Below are 17,555 nucleotides of genomic sequence, written 5' to 3'. Positions count from 1 at the left end.
GAAACTCTTAACTCTTTCTTGTTATCAAGACTCTGTTATCCTCCAATAGTAATCATACTACGGTTATTATGCATATCTGATTGACTAAACTTATCTAATGTATCCATACCATTGCGAATTTTAGATTTAGATAAGATTGTCTTTTGAATAATCGAAGTTATTGATTTACCTGATCTTAGAGGTGTTAATAAATCTGATTCTTTGGATGAGAATAAACAGTTTTTTACTTGCCCATTAGCAGTAAGTCGTATTCTGTTACAACCATCGCAAAAAGGATTAGTAACTGAACTTATAATTGCAAAAGTCCCTTCATATCCTTTTATCTGATAGCTTTTTGTAGTATCATTAGCTGCATCCTCAAGCTTTATAATTTCTTCTTTTTTAAAATTAGAATGTACTTCAGATAAAATATCTTGTAATGGAACTAGTTTATCCATATTCCATTGATTTCCATCAAAAGGCATAAATTCTATAAACCGAACCTGTATAGGAAGCTCTTTGCTTATATTAATAAAATCAATAATTTCATCATCATTAAAACCTTTCATTAAAACACAATTTACTTTTACCAAAAAGCCTTCTTTAACTAGTAAAATAATGTTCTGATATACTTTCTCAAAGTATGACCTACGAGTGATTTCTTTATTTTTTGCAGTGTCTAAAGAGTCTAAGCTTATATTAAGTGTTTTGATTTTACATTTTTTAAAATGTTCTATAAATTTATCTACAATAACTCCATTAGTTGTTAATGTAAGCTCTACTGGTAATGACGCGAGTTTTTCTATAATTCGGGCTGCATCTTTACGCACCAAAGGTTCTCCTCCTGTAAGGCGAATTTTTGTAACTCCTATACTTACAAATTCTTTGGCAATGGTATAAATTTCTTCATAAGTCATAATATGCTTCTTGGGAGATAGTTTAATTCCATCTGCTGGCATACAATATGTGCATCTTAGATTACATCGCTCTGTAAGCGAAATCCGAAGATAATTATGAGTTCTACCAAAGGTATCTGTAAGTATACTGGGTTTAGTCATGCCTTGCTCCTTTTAAAATTCTAAATACATGTAATACTTCAGGAAAAATAGCATCCATCGATTCTTTTGCTCCATTGGTAGATCCTGGTAAGGCCAATATAAGAGTGTTTTTAATCGTTCCTGCTACGCTTCTAGAAAGCATTGCATAGGGCATACGATCTTGCCCGTATTTACGTATTGCTTCTTCAATACCAGGGATATTGCGGTCTAGTAATGGTCGTAAAGCTTCTGGAGTTACATCACGCTTGGATAAGCCAGTACCTCCCGTATAAATAATAAGATCTGCTCCCTCTTCTTGATACTGTATTGCTTTTTTTTGTATAATTTCGGTTTCATCAGGGATAATGATATAATCCATAATCTCTACTTCGCAGGTCTCTAATTTAGACATAATCGCTTTACCTGCCTTATCTTCTTTTTTTCCTTCAGAAATAGAATCAGAACAGACAATAACAGCAGCTTTAAGATCTCTCCTAAATTTATCCCTATAATCTGATTTCCCTCCTTTTTTATCCAATAATTTAATATGCTGGATTTCTATACCTTTATCAATAGGCTTAAGCATATCATACATATTTAATGCTACTATGCTTGCTCCATGCATAGCCTCTACCTCTACACCAGTTTTATAAATAGTTTTTATAGTTACCAAAATTGTAATTTCTAAACCATTGATGGTGTATTCAATCCCGGTATATTCAATAGGTAAAGGATGACAATCAGGAAGCAGCTCAGGAGTTTTTTTTACACCCAGTAAACCTGCAGCTTTACTCATAGCAAATACATCTCCCTTAGGCACAGTTCTATTTTCTATAGCTTCGATAGTTTCTGATTTACTAACTTTTACAACTGCCTGTGCCGTAGCAATTCTTAGTGTAGATATTTTATGTGTGATGTCTACCATACTTTATAATAACAAATTTTAAATCTCAAAAATCAAAACTGTAGTTCAATCTTTGGTTTTATGAATACTATTAGATAGAATTTTGTTTCCATTGATGTGTTTGGTCCTCAAAAATCTCTTTTCCAAAAACAGGGACATCTGCTTTTATGGCTTCAACAATATATTCTAAAGCTTCAAAAACTATTTTTCTTCTAGGTGAAGACACAAAAACAAAAAGACAAATTTCTCCTGCTTTTACAGTTCCTAAACTGTGATAAATATGCATGCAAGTAAGGTCAAATTTTTCGAAAGTAGCTTCTCGTATTTCATAGAATTTTTGATTTGCCATTTCTTCATAGGCACTATAATCTATCGCTGTAACCGTTTTTCCTTCAATTTCATCTGCTCGCACTTGTCCTAAAAAGATATTATGCGCTCCAATACTGGTTTTTGTTTGGTGTTTAGCAATAGATGTACCTATAAACTCTGATGAAATTGCTCCTTGTATAAATACACTTTTTGGTTTCTTTTTTTCCATAATTATTTTTTTAAATCTAGTAAATCTGACATATTATCATGTAACACAATAGCTCCTCCTCTTATATGCGATATGTTTCTAAATCCATTTTTCTGTAAAATTTCAACAGCTCTTTTACTTCTAATACCTGACTGACAAAACACTATAATTTCTTTTTCTTTAGAAATCATATGCAATTCTTGCTCTAGAGTACCCAATGGAATAGAGATAGGTTCTAAACTATCTATCTTTGGTTGTTCATGAGTTTCACGAACATCTATAAATTGAGCATTTTTAATTAAAAAAGCTTCTTGTGCGGTAATTTCTATAATCTGATGTACTCCGCAAAAAAGATCATAATCATTCTTTTTAAAATCTTCGGATAAAGCTTTCACTTTTGATATTTCGGATTCGACACGACTAATTGTAAAAGTCGAAGATGTAGTAGTTAGGCAATCATACATAAATAGTTTTCCGCTAAGGACATTACCTAGACCTAGAATGATTTTCAGAATCTCATTAGCCTGCATACTTCCTATAATACCTGGTAATACTCCTAAAACTCCAATCTCAGCACAAGAAGGAACGCTTCCTGCTTTTGGAGGCTCTGGAAAAAGACACCGATAGGTAGGTCCGTTTTGATAATTAAATACTGATACTTGTCCTTCGAACTTAAAAATAGCCCCATAGACCAGAGGTTTATTAGCAATAATACAGGCATCATTAATTAAGTATCGAGTAGAGAAATTATCGGTTCCATCTACTATAATATCATATTCAGAAAAAATAGAGATTGCATTTTTTGTCGTTAGTTTTTCTGGATATGTATTAATTGTTATCGCTGGATTAAGATCTGTAAGACGCTGTTTTGCTGCTAAAGCTTTATTTATTCCTATAGAACTTGTACCATATAAAATCTGACGATGTAGATTAGAGATGTCTACAACATCAAAATCTACAATACCAATAGTACCTATGCCTGCTGCAGTAAGATATTGTAATACCGGACAGCCTAATCCACCTGCTCCTATTACAAGTACTTTTGACCTATCCAATTTCTCTTGTCCAGAGGAACCTATTTCTGGTAAAATAACCTGTCTATGATATCTAGAATTAAAAGAATTCATTATTTCTATTTTAGAATTTGATTACTTCTATTGTTTAAAATTTTGGTTACCCGCCTGCAAATGGAGGTAACAAAGCTACTTCTACTTCGGTATTAATTATATGATTTTGGTCAACTAAATGATGGTTAATTGCTACTTTAAAATCTTTATCTCCCAATTTGGGGTATTGGTTTTTTAATTTTTCTACCAATTCAGAAACAGAACAGACTTCAGTTTGTATATATTCCTCAGTAATAGCGGTAACCTCAGCTAACATACCAAAATACTTAATGTTTAATTGCATTTGTAATTCTTTTTAAATCTTCAATTGTATTTATATTTGTAACCAAAATATGCTCCTTGTTTAATACCGAAACTGTTTTTGTTCTCAGTGCCAAAACTAGTTTGCGCAAACGTTTCTCTCCATCAATAAGCAACTCTTTACATTTATCCACACAGTGCTTTTTATATAATGCTACTAACGGGCTAGTCTTTCCTTCTGCCTCAAACTGAATAATATCATAATCATCATCCTTATAAAACACTAGTTTTTTTAACAATGAAGTAGTTAATAAAGGCACATCACAGCTTATGACTAGGTTATTTTCAGTTTTAGAATATGTTAACCCTGTATGTACCCCTGCTATTGGACCCGAATCTGGTATAATATCTTCAATTCTCTTAAGCCCAAAAACATCATAGTCAGAATTACTACTAACAATCATAATTGTGTCCACCAAAGGTTGTAATGCTTCAATACTATATTGAATAAAAGGTTTGTTATTTAGTAACATCAATCCCTTTTCGCTACCCATTCTAGAGCTTTTACCTCCAGCAAGTATAATTCCTGTTATGCTTTTTTCTTCTTTCATTAGCAATAGTGAATGCTCAATAATATTGGTTTTATAGAGAAATTTTTTTCAATTCATTGTCCAGAAATTCCCAACATTTTTGGTTGATCTTATCAAATGTTTCGATTATATGTTGTCCATGTTTTGTTAGATTAGCACCACCCCCACCTTTTCCTCCAGTAGTAGTAATTACCAAAGGTTTTTGGGTAGACTTATTCATGCTATCTAATAAGTTCCAAGCTTTTTTATACGACATTCCCAGAGTACTTGCCGCTTTACTTAATGAACCAGTCTTTGCAATAGCTTTTAATAATTTTATTCTTCCTTCTCCTAAGAAAACACCATACTTTGATTCTATCCAGATTCTACTTTTTATTTTATAGTCCATCCTAGTAGTAAATAAAGCGTTATGCTTTCAAAGATACAACGATTTTTATAGAGCCGTTTTTCTTTATCAGAATTTTAACCTGAGTTATCTAGTAATCCCGAATTATGCAATATAACTTCGTTATAAAGCTTGAAAAAGCAATAGACACTAGTATTTTCTTAATTTTAGAAATCAACAACCTCGGAGCAAACTCACGAGGCATGCTTCCGAAAAAAATATTTTGATGTCTAGGTAAGCTTCAAGGAATTAAACCCTCAATGAGGGATTAAAAAATTCAGCTAAACAACAGTATCTACAGTAGTTTTAATACGGAATAGGTTTTCTATTACATAATATGAGTCAAACGATTTGTGTTTAATTGTTTAGGATAAGATACTTTATTTATTTTGATGAAAAATGATAAATATCATATCTCAATATATTTGAAATATGTAATCTTGTATAAACGATAAAAAGGTCTTTTATTATTAATTACAAATCATTTACAGCAATGAATACGAGATTAAAAAAATTAAACTTATCCACATTAAGTTTTGGTGTACTCTTACTTATGATGTTACTGGGAGCGTCTTGCTCAAAAGAAAAAGATAAAACAAAAGTCTATGACAGCCCAGAAGCTATTCCTGTTAGTAGAGAAATGATTGCTGAATTAACTTCTCCGCCTAATGTTCCTAAACCTACCGGAAGAAGAAAAGCTAAAAAGCTTATTGTAAACATGGAAATTCTAGAAAAAGAGGGAGAAATGACGGACGGTGTTAAGTATGTCTACTGGACCTTTGGAGGCTCAGTTCCTGGAAGCTTTATCCGAACCAAAATTGGTGATGAAGTAGAGTTTCATCTAAAAAACCATCCTGATAATAAATTACCTCATAACATAGATCTACATGCCGTTACAGGACCAGGGGGTGGAGCTACATCTTCTTTTATATCTCCAGGACATGAAGCTCAATTTTCATTTAAAGTACTTAACCCTGGGCTTTATGTATATCACTGTGCTACAGCTCCTGTAGGGATGCATATAGCTAACGGAATGTATGGATTGATCCTAGTTGAACCAGAAGAAGGTCTGCCAGAAGTAGACAGAGAGTATTACGTTATGCAAGGTGATTTTTATACCAAAGGAGAAAATGGTGATAGAGGATTACAACCTTTTGATATGAAAAAAGCAGTTGATGAAGATGCTGATTATGTCGTTTTTAATGGTAAAGTAGGATCACTAACTGGTGATAATGCAATTACTGCCAATGTAGGAGAAACTGTACGACTGTATGTTGGAAACGGTGGTCCAAACTTAGTCTCCTCTTTTCATGTTATCGGAGAAATATTTGATGCTGTTCGTGTAGAAGGTGGTGATCTGATTAATGAAAATGTACAAACCACTTTGGTTCCTGCTGGGGGTGCTGCTATAGTAGAGTTTAAAGTAGATGTCCCAGGTACATTTATTCTTGTAGATCACTCTATTTTTAGAGCCTTTAATAAAGGTGCACTTGGAATGCTTAAAGTACAAGGTGACGACAACAAAAAAATCTACTCTGGTAAACAAGAAGAAGGTATTTATCAACCAGAAGGAGGAGGAATCCAAGAAATGCCTGCCGAAGAAGGAGTTGCCACTACAGAAGAAACGGCCAAAACTTTTGAAGAAAAAATGGAGTATGGTAAAGCAACCTACATGCAAACATGCTTTGCTTGCCACCAAGCCGAAGGACAAGGAATAGCTAACGCTTTTCCTCCTCTTGCAAAATCTGATTACCTAAACGCTGATCTAAACCGTGCTATTGATATCATATTACACGGGAAAACTGGCGAAATCACAGTAAACGGAGAAAAATACAATAGTGTAATGACCAAACAAGATTTAACCGATGAGGAAATATCTAATGTACTTACCTATGTATACAATAGCTGGGGGAATTCTAAAAAAGAAATAACGCCATCAATGGTAGCTAGCAGAAGAAACGTTCACTAATTCAAAAATAAACTCATGAATTCCTTATTAAAAACAGTAACCATATCTATAATTTTTAGCATATTAATAACCAGTGTATTGGCACAAACTCAAGGTATGGTCACTGTTAAAGGAGGAGTTTATATTCCTTTATACGGTGTAGATTCTACTGCAGTAAAGATAAATTCTTTTCTAATGGATGTCCATCCTGTATCAAATACTGATTTTTCAATATTTATACAGAAATATCCCGAATGGAAACGAAATACTGTAAAAAGATTATTTGCTGATAAAAACTACCTAATGCTATGGGAAACAGATAATACCTTAGGAGATCAGCTTCATCCTAATGCACCGATAACCAACGTGTCTTGGTTTGCTGCAAAAAAGTATTGCGAATGTCTAGGCAAACGATTACCGACCGTAGATGAATGGGAATATGCAGCTATGGCAGATGAGCACATCACAGATGCAAGAAAAAAAGAAACCTATAATCAATACATTCTCGAATGGTACGAAGCACCAAAATCGTTTAACAACACCATTGGATCAACATTCAAAAACTACTGGGGGATATATGATTTACATGGTCTAGTATGGGAGTGGACTATGGATTTTAACTCTGTACTTATCTCTGGCGAATCTCGTAAAGATGTCGATAAAGACAGTAATCTGTTTTGTGGCAGTGCTGCTGTAGGCGCCTCAGATTTAATGAACTATGCTGCATTTATGAGATATGCATTTAGAGGAAGTGTAAAAGCTAACTATGCGATAAGAAATTTAGGATTTCGATGTGTTAAAGATATAGATATCGTTCCGTAAATAACAAATTCTAAAAAGAAATGAAAAGTACGATTATATTATTATTTGGAGTATGCATACTGTTTTGTTCTTGTCATGAAGAAAAAAAGCAGGAAGAACAATCGCATACCATAAAAATGGAAAAAGAAAATCAACCTATTTCTGAATTATCAATCTATAACCTACCATCGGTTTGGACCACTCAAAATAATAAAGAAATTGAGCTCAAAGAATTAAAAGGAAACGTCTTAGTAATGGTAATGATCTATACTTCTTGTAAAGCAGCCTGCCCCAGATTAGTTGCCGATATGAGAAGTATAGCATCTCAAATACCCGAAGCCAAAAAAAATAATGTAAAACTAATTTTGGTAAGTATCGATCCAGAAACAGACACTCCACAACGCCTCAAAAAGTTTTCGATAGAAAATGATATGAAATCAGATCAGTGGGTATTTCTTAGAGGATCAAAAGAAGATACCAGAGAATTTGCAGCTGTACTTGCAGTAAATTATAAAAAAATATCTCCAATGGATTTTTCTCACTCTAATATTATAAGTGTTTTTGATCAAAAAGGAGAACTGGCACACCAACAAGAAGGATTAGGAGTAAACAATAAAGAAACAGTTTCAAAAATTATAGAACTAGCACATTAAGTGTATAAAAAAAGAAGATATGACAATTACAGAACATAAAACCGTAGCAGAAATTGTAACCGAAAACATTAAAACTGCTCATGTTTTTAAAAAATATGGTATTGATTTCTGTTGCGGAGGAGGAGTCTCTATCAAAAGTGCTTGTGCAGATAAAAATGTTAACTTCGATGTTTTAGAGAAGGAATTATCAGCAGTTGATCAGCTTGCAAAAAATGCTTATGATTATAACAATTGGGATTTAATTTTTTTAATTGATCACATTGTTAATATCCATCATGTATATGTAGAAGAAAGCATCCCATTGCTTATGCAATATGCTAATAGAGTAGCAAAAGTTCATGGATCTCATTATAGCGAAGTAGTAACTATAGATGCATTATTTTTTGAAGTTGCTCAGGAGCTCTCTGCACATATGAAAAAAGAAGAGCATATTCTTTTTCCGTATATAAAAGAATTGATTAATGCAGAAAAGAATAATACAACTCCTCCACAATCACATTTTGGAACTATCAAAAACCCTATTCAAATGATGGAACATGAACATGAAAGTGCAGGAGATATTTTTAAAAGAATAGCAGAATTAAGCAATAATTATACTCCACCAGAAGGTGCTTGTAATACATTTAAAGCACTATATTCAAAATTAGATGAATTTGAACAAGACTTGCACCAACATATACACTTAGAAAATAATATCTTACATCCTAAAGCAGTGAAATTAGAACAAAAAATAACACCCTAATTTATTAAAATTATATATCAAAAAGAGTCATCAATATATAAAAGTAATTCTTCTTATAGTAATTTAAATGATTATATAAGTAAAGTATAGATCTCACAGGTTTTAAAAACCTGTGAGGTCTATACTTAAATATTTGTTTTATTTGTATTGATTTCTATTGTACACATGGTATATCTAAAAAAACATATACATATTGCATTAGGATACTTTGTTATCATTGCTTTGTTAGGGATAGTATTAAGATTATTTACTATCGTAGTTGTTCCTGCAAATTATCGGTATATTGTACATACACATTCTCATATCGCCTTATTAGGATGGGTATATACTGCATTAACAACACTTATTTACAAGATATACTTAATTAAAAAAGTAATTCCTAGAACTTATACTGTTATATTTTGGAGTATGCAGGTAACTATAATTGGTATGCTTATTACATTCCCATTTATGGGCTATGCATTATTTTCGATTATCTTTTCAACACTTTTTATACTTGCTTCCTATTGGTTTGTATGGTTGTTCATTTCCCATACCTCCAAAGAACAAAAAAGAACACTTTCTTATACTTATATTCGCGCAGCATTGTATTATATGGTACTATCCAGTATCGGACCTTGGGCCTTGGGTGTTATTATGAATACTCTGGGAAATACTTCTATATGGTATAAAATCGCTATCTATTTCTATCTCCATTTTCAATACAATGGATGGTATATTGTAGCTTTATTTGGCGTATTCCTTTATATACTCGAAAAAAGTAACATTCTTATTTCTAAGTCAAAATCAAATCTACTATACCTTAGTTTGCAAATAGGAACCTTACTTTCCTTCTTTTTATCTGTTTTATGGACAGAGCCTCATACTATCTTTTATATCCTAGGAGGAATAGGAGCATTGTTTCTAATAGTAGCCTACTATGTTTTGATTACCATTATTATAGAGTGTTATCCTCGACTATATAAGTATATCAATTCTACAGAAAGAACACTTCTAAAAATAGTATTAGTTTTTCTAGGGTTAAAAATAATATTGCAAACTATATCAGCTATTCCTTATTTCTCTGAATTAGCCTATAGCATTATTGACTTCGTTATTGCCTATCTTCATCTTACTTTTCTGGGTATAGTAAGTCTCTGCATTTTTGCCTTTCTTAGCCTTTTACAATTACTTAGACTATCAAAAACATCAATAGTATTATTTCTTATAGGTTTCTTTGGTTCAGAAATACTTATTATCTATAAAGGATTAGCCATTTGGTTGCAATTTTCTTTATATCCATACTACTTTACCTCATTAGCAACCATTAGTAGTTTAATGGCAGTCGCTATCATATCTCTACTAATATATCAACTAAAATTATAGTATTTCTATCTATTGTTTTTAGGGTATTTATACTTAATAAAATAGTAAAAGACTATTTTATCTTAATTATGATATAAATCATATTTTAAAAGAGAAACTCCATCTACATTTGTTTATGATATGTTCTCTTTAGCACATATTAAAATCAGGGTATCAACACTTTAACCTTATACCATAAACACATGAAAACATTTGGCAAAATCATTCTCTTTTTAAACATTCTTTTATTAATAAGTTGTGGGGGTAATCAAAAGGAAAAAAAAGAGCAAATCACAATAGGAAAAAAGAGTACTTCGGTACAATCAGAATCCCCAAAGCCTAAAGCTCCTACAAAAACTCTGCCTTCTAAAAAAATAGACTTAAAAAATAAAGGAATTGGTCCGATTAAATCTGTTAAACTTCTTGCAGAAATAGATCAATCAATGGTTTCAAAAGGGCAAGATATATTTAAGAAAATGTGTATGGCTTGTCATAAACCTACTAAAAAATTTATTGGTCCTGCTCCTACTGGAATATTAAAACGGAGATCTCCAGAGTGGGTTATGAATATGATTCTTAATCCTACAGAAATGGTAGCAAAAGATCCGCTAGCAAAAGAGTTGCTTATAGAATTTAATGGCTCTCCGATGGCAAATCAAAACTTAACAGAAGAAGATGCCAGAGCTGTATTAGAATACTTTAGAACACTATAACAACATCGTTTATGAAATCAATCGTTTTTATATTTTCATTAGCAATTTTTACACTTATTGAATGTAAAGATAAAAACCTACAAAGAGAAACTTTAACAACACCAAAAGAAGCTTAAGACAAACCAATTAATGAGTATGTAGCGGTAGAAGTAAAAGGAGATAATGTATACATAGGAAGGGCAAAAATCATGGGCAGTGTAAAAGCAGAAAATGGTATCGTACATATAGTTGATAAAGTCATTCTTCCAACTAATTAAAACTAATAACGTTATGAAAAAATCACTTAATTTATTTTTCTATCTAATTACGACTACTCTTCTTATGACCAGTTGTAACAATGCTAACTCTACATCACATAAAAGTGGAGCTCTTAACTCTTCTGCTGCAGAAAAAGTGTATGTAGCCCCAGGAGAGCATGATGAGTTTTATGCATTTATTTCTGGTGGTTTTAGTGGTCAGTTATCGGTCTACGGACTTCCATCAGGGAGATTGTTTAAAGTGATCCCTGTATTTTCTCAGGATCCTGAAAAAGCATGGGGATATAACGAAGAGACAAAGCCCATGCTTAATACTTCTCATGGGTTTATCCCTTGGGATGATGCGCACCACCCTGATATTTCGCAAACCGCAGGAGAAATTGATGGTCGATATGTATTTATTAATGCCAATAACACTCCTCGTATTGCAAAAATAGATCTCACCACTTTTGAGACTACCGAAATTATAGAAATCCCCAATAGTGCTGGTAATCATAGTTCTTCATTTGTAACCGAAAACTCAGAATATGTGGTAGCGGGAACAAGATTTTCTGTACCTGTGCCTCAAAAAGATATGTCTATAAAAGAGTATAAAGGAAACTTTAAAGGGGCATTATCTTTTATAAGTATAGCTCCCGAAGACGGAGCAATGGATCTGGAATTTCAGATTCTAATGCCTGGTTTTAACTACGACCTATCTCATCCTGGTCGTGGTAAATCTCATGGGTGGTTCTTTTTTACCACCTATAATACAGAAGAAGCCAATACACTTTTAGAAGTAAACGCTTCTCAAAACGATAAAGATTTTATTGCCGCAGTAAACTGGAAAAAAGCAGAAGAATACATCAAAGCAGGAAAATTTAAAACCGTACCTGCAAACTATGCCCATAATGTATATGATGAGCATACACATACTGCTACTTCTACCATGAAAAAAGAAGTAAAAGTACTAGATCCAGCAGAGTGTCCAGGATTAGTATATCTTTTACCAACACCAAAATCACCTCATGGTTGTGATGTAGATCCTAGCGGAGAGTATATTGTAGGAAACGGAAAACTATCTGCCAATCTCACGGTACATTCATTTACCAAGATGTTATCTGCCATAGAAAACAATAAAATAGATGGAGAAGCATATGGTATTCCGATTCTTAAATTCGAAGATATATTGGCAGGTGTAGTAGAACAACCAGGATTAGGACCTTTACATACTGAATTTGATGGGAAAGGAAACGCATACACCACTTTCTTTATTTCTTCTGAAGTGGTAAAATGGAAATTAAAAACTTGGGAAGTGATCGACAGAAAACCTACTTACTATTCTGTTGGTCATATCATGATCCCAGGAGGTAACTCTGCAAAACCATTTGGTAAGTATGCCTTGGCTATGAATAAGATTACCAAGGATCGCTATTTACCAACAGGTCCAGAAGTAACCCAATCTGCTCAATTGTATGATATTACTGGAGAAAAGATGGAGCTGTTATTAGATTTTCCAACCATAGGAGAACCACACTATGCTGCCGGATGCCCTGCGGATCTAATAAAACCAAGATCAAAAAAAATATATAAGCTAGAAGATAACAACCATAAATATGCAGCCAAATCTGATGCTGATACCAGAGTAGTACGAGAAGGTAATGAAGTCCACGTGTATATGACCATGATCAGAAGTCACTTCTCCCCTGATAATATAGAAGGGATTAAAGTAGGTGACAATGTATATTTTCACGTAACCAACTTAGAACAAGATTATGATGTCCCCCATGGTATTAGTATGATTGGAGCAAATACCTCAGAACTTTTAATTATGCCTGGGCAAACAGAAACCTTTGTATGGCATCCTAAGCAAATAGGAGTTTGGCCTTTTTATTGTACAGATTTTTGTTCTGCACTACACCAAGAAATGCAAGGATATGTAAGAGTATCCCCAAAAGATTCAGATATCGTACTGAACTGGTCTTTAGGAGAAGATTAAACTTCAGTAAGTAACACTATACTACGGGTGATGCTATGGTATCACCCGTTTTTAAAACTATATCAGTATGCAAAAATCAAAATTAGTTATGATCATCGGTGCTGTTTTAATAATAGCTTTATTCCTGTTTCCCTTATGGAATATTACTTTAGAAGCTCCTCAATATCCTACTCCACTAGGAATGGATATTTATATCAATGATTTTAGCGACACCCATCCTCATGATATCAAAAATATTAACCTTATGAACCATTATGTCGGTATGCAATATATTCCTGAAACTATTCCAGAATTCAAGATTTTCCCTTGGGTAATTGGTATCATGACCACACTAGGCGTATTTATTGGTTTTTTAGCTAATTATAAATGGTACTTATGGTGGTTTATCCTTATGTCTATTTTTGCTATTGCAGGTATTTATGATTTCTATCTGTGGGAATATGATTATGGACACAACCTAGACCCTAAAGCCATTCTAAAATTTACGAATCCCGACGGCTCTATTATGGGGTTTCAACCTCCTATATTTGGTTCTAAAGACATCCTAAATTTCAAAGCACATTCTTATCCTCAGCTTGGGGCATATTTTATGGCTATAGGTATAGCACTTACTTTTATTGCATATCTCTTAGGAAAAAAAGAAGCTAAAAAAGAGGTTACTAATTTAAAAAATATAATAAGAAAATCTGTTCTCACTTTATTTGGCCTTGCATTAGTATCCTATTCTTGTAACAGAGGGCCAAAAGCTATTAATTACGGTACCGATGGTTGTCATTTTTGTCAGATGACCATTGTAGATAAATTACATGCTGCAGAGATAGTTACGACAAAAGGGAAAATATATAAGTTTGATGCAACCGAGTGTATGGTCAATGCTTTAAAAGATATGGATACCAATACCATTGATATCTACCTGTCTACCGATTATAATCAACCCCAAACATTGATTGATGCCACCAAAGCTACTTTTTTGATTAGTAAAGAAATCCCCAGTCCTATGGGGGCTTACCTTTCTGCTTTTGAGCATAAAGAGGATGCCATCATCAAAAAGGAAGAAAAAGGTGGTAAACTATATACCTGGCAAGAGTTACACATCAAATTAAAAAAGTAAAACCAGTACTGGCATGGGATTAAAACTAATCATATTTTTACATATTATCGCTGCTACGATATGGACAGGTGGGCATCTGATACTATCACTTACTTATCTGCCAAAAGCCCTAAAACATAATGACTTTAGCATTATCGAATCATTTGAATCTAAGTATGAGCGTATCGGTATTCCCTCTCTTATTACCTTGGTGATTACTGGTATATATATCACAACAGTGTATACACCAGATTTGTTTGAGTTTGATTTTAGCGATCATTATACCAAACATATCGCCATAAAACTGGGATTACTGTTGTGTACAATTGCTTTGGCTATACATGCTCGATTCTTTTTAATCCCAAAAAGAAAACTAAAACCACTTGCCTATCATATAATTGCTGTAACTATTATTTCTGTACTCTTTGTATTTGTAGGATTTAGCGCACGTAGTGGAGGTCTTTTATAAACAACAAATTAACTCATGTATATAAGATGTATAAGATATCGTATTACAAAATTTCAAAAGTTTCTTATCACTATTTTGATTATAGGAATACACACTACAGCCAGCTATAGTAATACCCTAATCGTATGCAAAACCTGTACACATCAAACAATCACTGAAACGGTAAACACCGCTGTAGCCTATGATACTATTATAATCAAAAAAGAAACCTACAAAGAGTATAATATTATTATCGATAAGCCTTTGACACTTATTGGCAAAAATTATCCGACAATAGACGGGGAACGACAAGGAGAGATCATTACCATTGTATCTGATCATGTAACTATAGATGGATTATTCATTATTAATGTCGGCACTAGTTATACTGAAGACTATGCTGCAATTAGAGTAAAAAAAAGTAAGGATTTTGTAATCCAGAATGTAGTTTTAGAAAAACTATTCTTTGGCATTTATCTAGAAAAAGCCAGAGACGGCAAAGTATATCACAATAAGATTATCGGTGATGCAGTAGAAGAATACAACTCTGGCAATGGGATACAACTATGGTATAGCAAAAATATTACTATAGAACATAATTTTGTACAACGAGTACGAGATGGTATTTATTTGGAGTTTTCTGATGACTGTTTGATTAAAAATAACGTTAGTTCTCACAATATCCGATATGGACTTCATTTTATGTTTTCTAATAAGGACACTTATGAAGATAATACCTTTGAAAAAAACGGGGCTGGTGTAGCAGTGATGTTTTCAAAAAAGATAAAAATGTCTCGCAATTTTTTTAAAGAAAACTGGGGATCTGCATCCTATGGCATGTTGTTAAAAGAGATAAACGATGCTGAAATTTCAGAAAATACTTTCGAAGAAAATACAATAGGTATCAATATCGAGGGGTCTAATAGAATACAATATACCAAGAATAACTTTATCAATAACGGCTGGGCGATAAAAGTTAGAGGAGCTTGTTATACCAATATCTTTGTGCAAAACAATTTTTTAAATAATTCTTTTGATATCTCCTATAATAGTAAACTAAACGACAATATATTTAATAACAATTATTGGAGTAAATACACAGGATATGATTTAGATAAAAATGGTATCGGTGATGTACCATATCGACCAGTAAAATTGTTTTCATATATCGTAAATCGCACTCCTGAAACCATAATTTTATTGCGTAGCCTATTTATAGATATTCTCGATTTTTCAGAAAAAGTATCTCCTGTTTTTACCCCCGATAAATTATTAGATCACCATCCATTAATACACAAAATAGAATGATTACAATACAAAACCTTCATAAAACATTTAAAAAAAACAGTGTATTAACTGGGATTGATCTTACGATAAACAGTAGTGGTATCTATGCTATATTAGGCCCTAATGGATCTGGCAAAACTACCTTGATAAAAAGTATTTTAGGCATGGTAGTCCCTACTCAAGGCACCATTCATATTATGGGAGAAAATATCAAAAACAACTGGCACTATAAAAAGAACGTAGATTACCTACCTCAGATTGCCAATTTTCCTAATAACCTTAGTGTAAAAGAGCTCTTTAAAATGATCAAAGATCTAAGAGGTAATACCCAAGCTGATCAAGAACTAATTGAACTGTTTAACCTAGCTCCTTTTCTCAACAAAAAACTAGGTAACTTATCCGGAGGAACAAAGCAGAAAGTAAACATCGTTCTTACCTTTATGTTTAATAGTCCCATCCTTATCCTCGATGAACCTACAACAGGACTCGATCCTATCTCATTAATTCGCCTCAAAGAACTGATCAGAAAAGAAAAAACCAACGAAAAAACAATCCTAATCACCTCTCATATCATGAGTTTTGTCGAAGAAATTTCTGATGAGATTGTGTTTCTGTTAGAAGGAAAAATATATTTCAGAGGAAGTATAGCACAACTCAAAAGCCAAACCCAACAACCTAATTTTGAACATGCTATTGCATCGATATTAAAAACCAGTTATGCTTAAAATATTAAAATACAGCTTTTATGATTTAATGCGTAGCCGTTGGAGTTATGTTTACTTTTTATTCTACCTCCTACTGGGTACTGTATTGCTTTTTCTTAATAATGATCTATCTAAAGCTATCATTACCCTAATGAATGTGATTATCGTTCTGGTACCTTTGATAGGAACTATTTTTGGAGTCATGTATTATTATAACTCAAAGGAGTTTACCGAGCTACTACTGGCACAACCTCTTAAACGAAATGCGATCTTCTTGGGGCAATACCTTGGCGTATCTCTATCACTTACTATGAGTCTGGTATTAGGCATTGGAATTCCATTTATTCTATACGGTATATTTAGATCTGATAGTATCTGGAATTTTTCGTTATTGTTGGTTACGGGGACGTTTCTCACCTTTATTTTTACGGCACTAGCATTTAATATATCACTTTCTAACGAAAATAAGATCAAAGGGTTTGGATATGCCGTATTGTTATGGCTTTTTCTAGCTATTATTTATGATGGTATCTTTTTAATGTCATTACTCCTTTTTGAAGATTACCCATTAGACAAATTATCTTTAATTGGTACAATGCTAAATCCTATAGATTTATCAAGAACCTTGATCTTATTAAAACTGGATATTTCGGCATTATTAGGATATACAGGTGCGGTATTTAAAAAATTCTTTGGTACTAACTTTGGTTTGATCATTTCCATACTCATGTTATCTCTTTGGGTATTCATACCAATGCTCAGAATTATTTTTAAATCTAAAAAGAAAGATTTTTAAACAGTATCAACTTTG

Annotated in this window: 20 protein-coding genes; 13 read left to right on the top strand and 7 right to left on the bottom strand. The window is 32.9% G+C overall.

Features of this window, described 5'->3' with window-relative positions:
- Positions 1–35: 35 nt before the first annotated feature.
- The 7 genes from moaA to N456_RS20630 form a co-directional block, all read right to left on the bottom strand.
- Positions 36–1,037, bottom strand: a complete 1,002-nt coding sequence (gene moaA / locus N456_RS20660) for a GTP 3',8-cyclase MoaA (RefSeq protein WP_062061475.1) — start codon at positions 1,035–1,037, stop codon at positions 36–38.
- Complete coding sequence (gene moaCB, locus N456_RS20655) at positions 1,030–1,941, bottom strand: bifunctional molybdenum cofactor biosynthesis protein MoaC/MoaB (protein ID WP_062061473.1); 912 nt, start codon at positions 1,939–1,941, stop codon at positions 1,030–1,032. The genes moaA and moaCB overlap by 8 nt, the downstream gene beginning before the upstream one ends.
- Before the next feature lie 70 nt (positions 1,942–2,011).
- Positions 2,012–2,458 carry a molybdenum cofactor biosynthesis protein MoaE gene (locus N456_RS20650; RefSeq protein ID WP_062061470.1) on the bottom strand — a complete coding sequence of 149 codons (447 nt, stop codon included), beginning with the start codon at positions 2,456–2,458 and terminating at the stop codon, positions 2,012–2,014.
- A gap of 2 nt (positions 2,459–2,460) precedes the next feature.
- Positions 2,461–3,564, bottom strand: coding sequence for a HesA/MoeB/ThiF family protein (moeB, locus tag N456_RS20645; protein ID WP_062061468.1), 1,104 nt, complete (start codon positions 3,562–3,564; stop codon positions 2,461–2,463).
- Between the two features lie 46 nt (positions 3,565–3,610).
- Positions 3,611–3,847, bottom strand: a complete 237-nt coding sequence (locus N456_RS20640; protein WP_062061465.1) for a MoaD/ThiS family protein — start codon at positions 3,845–3,847, stop codon at positions 3,611–3,613.
- On the bottom strand, positions 3,831–4,415 hold the full coding sequence (gene mobA, locus N456_RS20635) for a molybdenum cofactor guanylyltransferase (RefSeq protein WP_062061462.1): 585 nt from the start codon (positions 4,413–4,415) through the stop codon (positions 3,831–3,833). Before mobA ends, N456_RS20640 begins: the two co-directional genes overlap by 17 nt.
- 31 nt (positions 4,416–4,446) lie before the next feature.
- Positions 4,447–4,782 (bottom strand): winged helix-turn-helix domain-containing protein, encoded by a 336-nt coding sequence (locus N456_RS20630; protein ID WP_062061459.1) that lies wholly within the window; start codon positions 4,780–4,782, stop codon positions 4,447–4,449.
- Between the two features lie 490 nt (positions 4,783–5,272).
- Between N456_RS20630 and nirK the strand changes: the two genes are divergently transcribed.
- From nirK to N456_RS20570, 13 genes are all read left to right on the top strand, one after another.
- On the top strand, positions 5,273–6,748 hold the full coding sequence (nirK, locus tag N456_RS20625) for a copper-containing nitrite reductase (protein ID WP_062061456.1): 1,476 nt from the start codon (positions 5,273–5,275) through the stop codon (positions 6,746–6,748).
- A 15-nt stretch (positions 6,749–6,763) separates the two neighbouring features.
- Positions 6,764–7,549: a formylglycine-generating enzyme family protein gene (locus tag N456_RS20620; protein WP_062061454.1), complete on the top strand. Its 786-nt coding sequence runs from the start codon at positions 6,764–6,766 to the stop codon at positions 7,547–7,549.
- A gap of 20 nt (positions 7,550–7,569) precedes the next feature.
- Complete coding sequence (locus tag N456_RS20615) at positions 7,570–8,181, top strand: SCO family protein (protein WP_062061451.1); 612 nt, start codon at positions 7,570–7,572, stop codon at positions 8,179–8,181.
- Between the two features lie 19 nt (positions 8,182–8,200).
- Positions 8,201–8,923: an iron-sulfur cluster repair di-iron protein gene (gene ric / locus N456_RS20610; RefSeq protein ID WP_062061448.1), complete on the top strand. Its 723-nt coding sequence runs from the start codon at positions 8,201–8,203 to the stop codon at positions 8,921–8,923.
- Positions 8,924–9,088: 165 nt separating this feature from the next.
- Positions 9,089–10,288 (top strand): hypothetical protein, encoded by a 1,200-nt coding sequence (locus N456_RS20605; protein ID WP_062061445.1) that lies wholly within the window; start codon positions 9,089–9,091, stop codon positions 10,286–10,288.
- Between the two features lie 182 nt (positions 10,289–10,470).
- Positions 10,471–10,980: a c-type cytochrome gene (locus N456_RS20600; RefSeq protein ID WP_062061442.1), complete on the top strand. Its 510-nt coding sequence runs from the start codon at positions 10,471–10,473 to the stop codon at positions 10,978–10,980.
- 125 nt (positions 10,981–11,105) lie between these two features.
- Positions 11,106–11,237: a fasciclin domain-containing protein gene (locus tag N456_RS23845; protein ID WP_082422616.1), complete on the top strand. Its 132-nt coding sequence runs from the start codon at positions 11,106–11,108 to the stop codon at positions 11,235–11,237.
- A 13-nt stretch (positions 11,238–11,250) separates the two neighbouring features.
- A complete protein-coding gene (nosZ, locus tag N456_RS20595) occupies positions 11,251–13,215 on the top strand; it encodes a Sec-dependent nitrous-oxide reductase (RefSeq protein ID WP_062061439.1) in 1,965 nt (654 codons plus the stop codon).
- Between the two features lie 67 nt (positions 13,216–13,282).
- Positions 13,283–14,326: a nitrous oxide reductase accessory protein NosL gene (locus N456_RS25290; protein WP_338021441.1), complete on the top strand. Its 1,044-nt coding sequence runs from the start codon at positions 13,283–13,285 to the stop codon at positions 14,324–14,326.
- A 13-nt stretch (positions 14,327–14,339) separates the two neighbouring features.
- Positions 14,340–14,774, top strand: coding sequence for a CopD family protein (locus N456_RS20585; RefSeq protein WP_062061438.1), 435 nt, complete (start codon positions 14,340–14,342; stop codon positions 14,772–14,774).
- A 15-nt stretch (positions 14,775–14,789) separates the two neighbouring features.
- Positions 14,790–16,061 carry a nitrous oxide reductase family maturation protein NosD gene (locus tag N456_RS20580; protein WP_082422612.1) on the top strand — a complete coding sequence of 424 codons (1,272 nt, stop codon included), beginning with the start codon at positions 14,790–14,792 and terminating at the stop codon, positions 16,059–16,061.
- Entirely contained in the window at positions 16,058–16,765 is a 708-nt protein-coding gene (locus N456_RS20575) for an ABC transporter ATP-binding protein (protein WP_062061435.1), read from the top strand. Before N456_RS20580 ends, N456_RS20575 begins: the two co-directional genes overlap by 4 nt.
- Positions 16,758–17,540 (top strand): ABC transporter permease, encoded by a 783-nt coding sequence (locus N456_RS20570; protein ID WP_062061432.1) that lies wholly within the window; start codon positions 16,758–16,760, stop codon positions 17,538–17,540. Before N456_RS20575 ends, N456_RS20570 begins: the two co-directional genes overlap by 8 nt.
- Positions 17,541–17,555 lie beyond the last annotated feature (15 nt).

The sequence above is a fragment of the Aquimarina longa SW024 genome (assembly GCF_001401755.1).
Taxonomy (GTDB): Bacteria; Bacteroidota; Bacteroidia; order Flavobacteriales; family Flavobacteriaceae; genus Aquimarina; species Aquimarina longa.
This window is presented reverse-complemented; position numbering and strand designations above follow the sequence as displayed.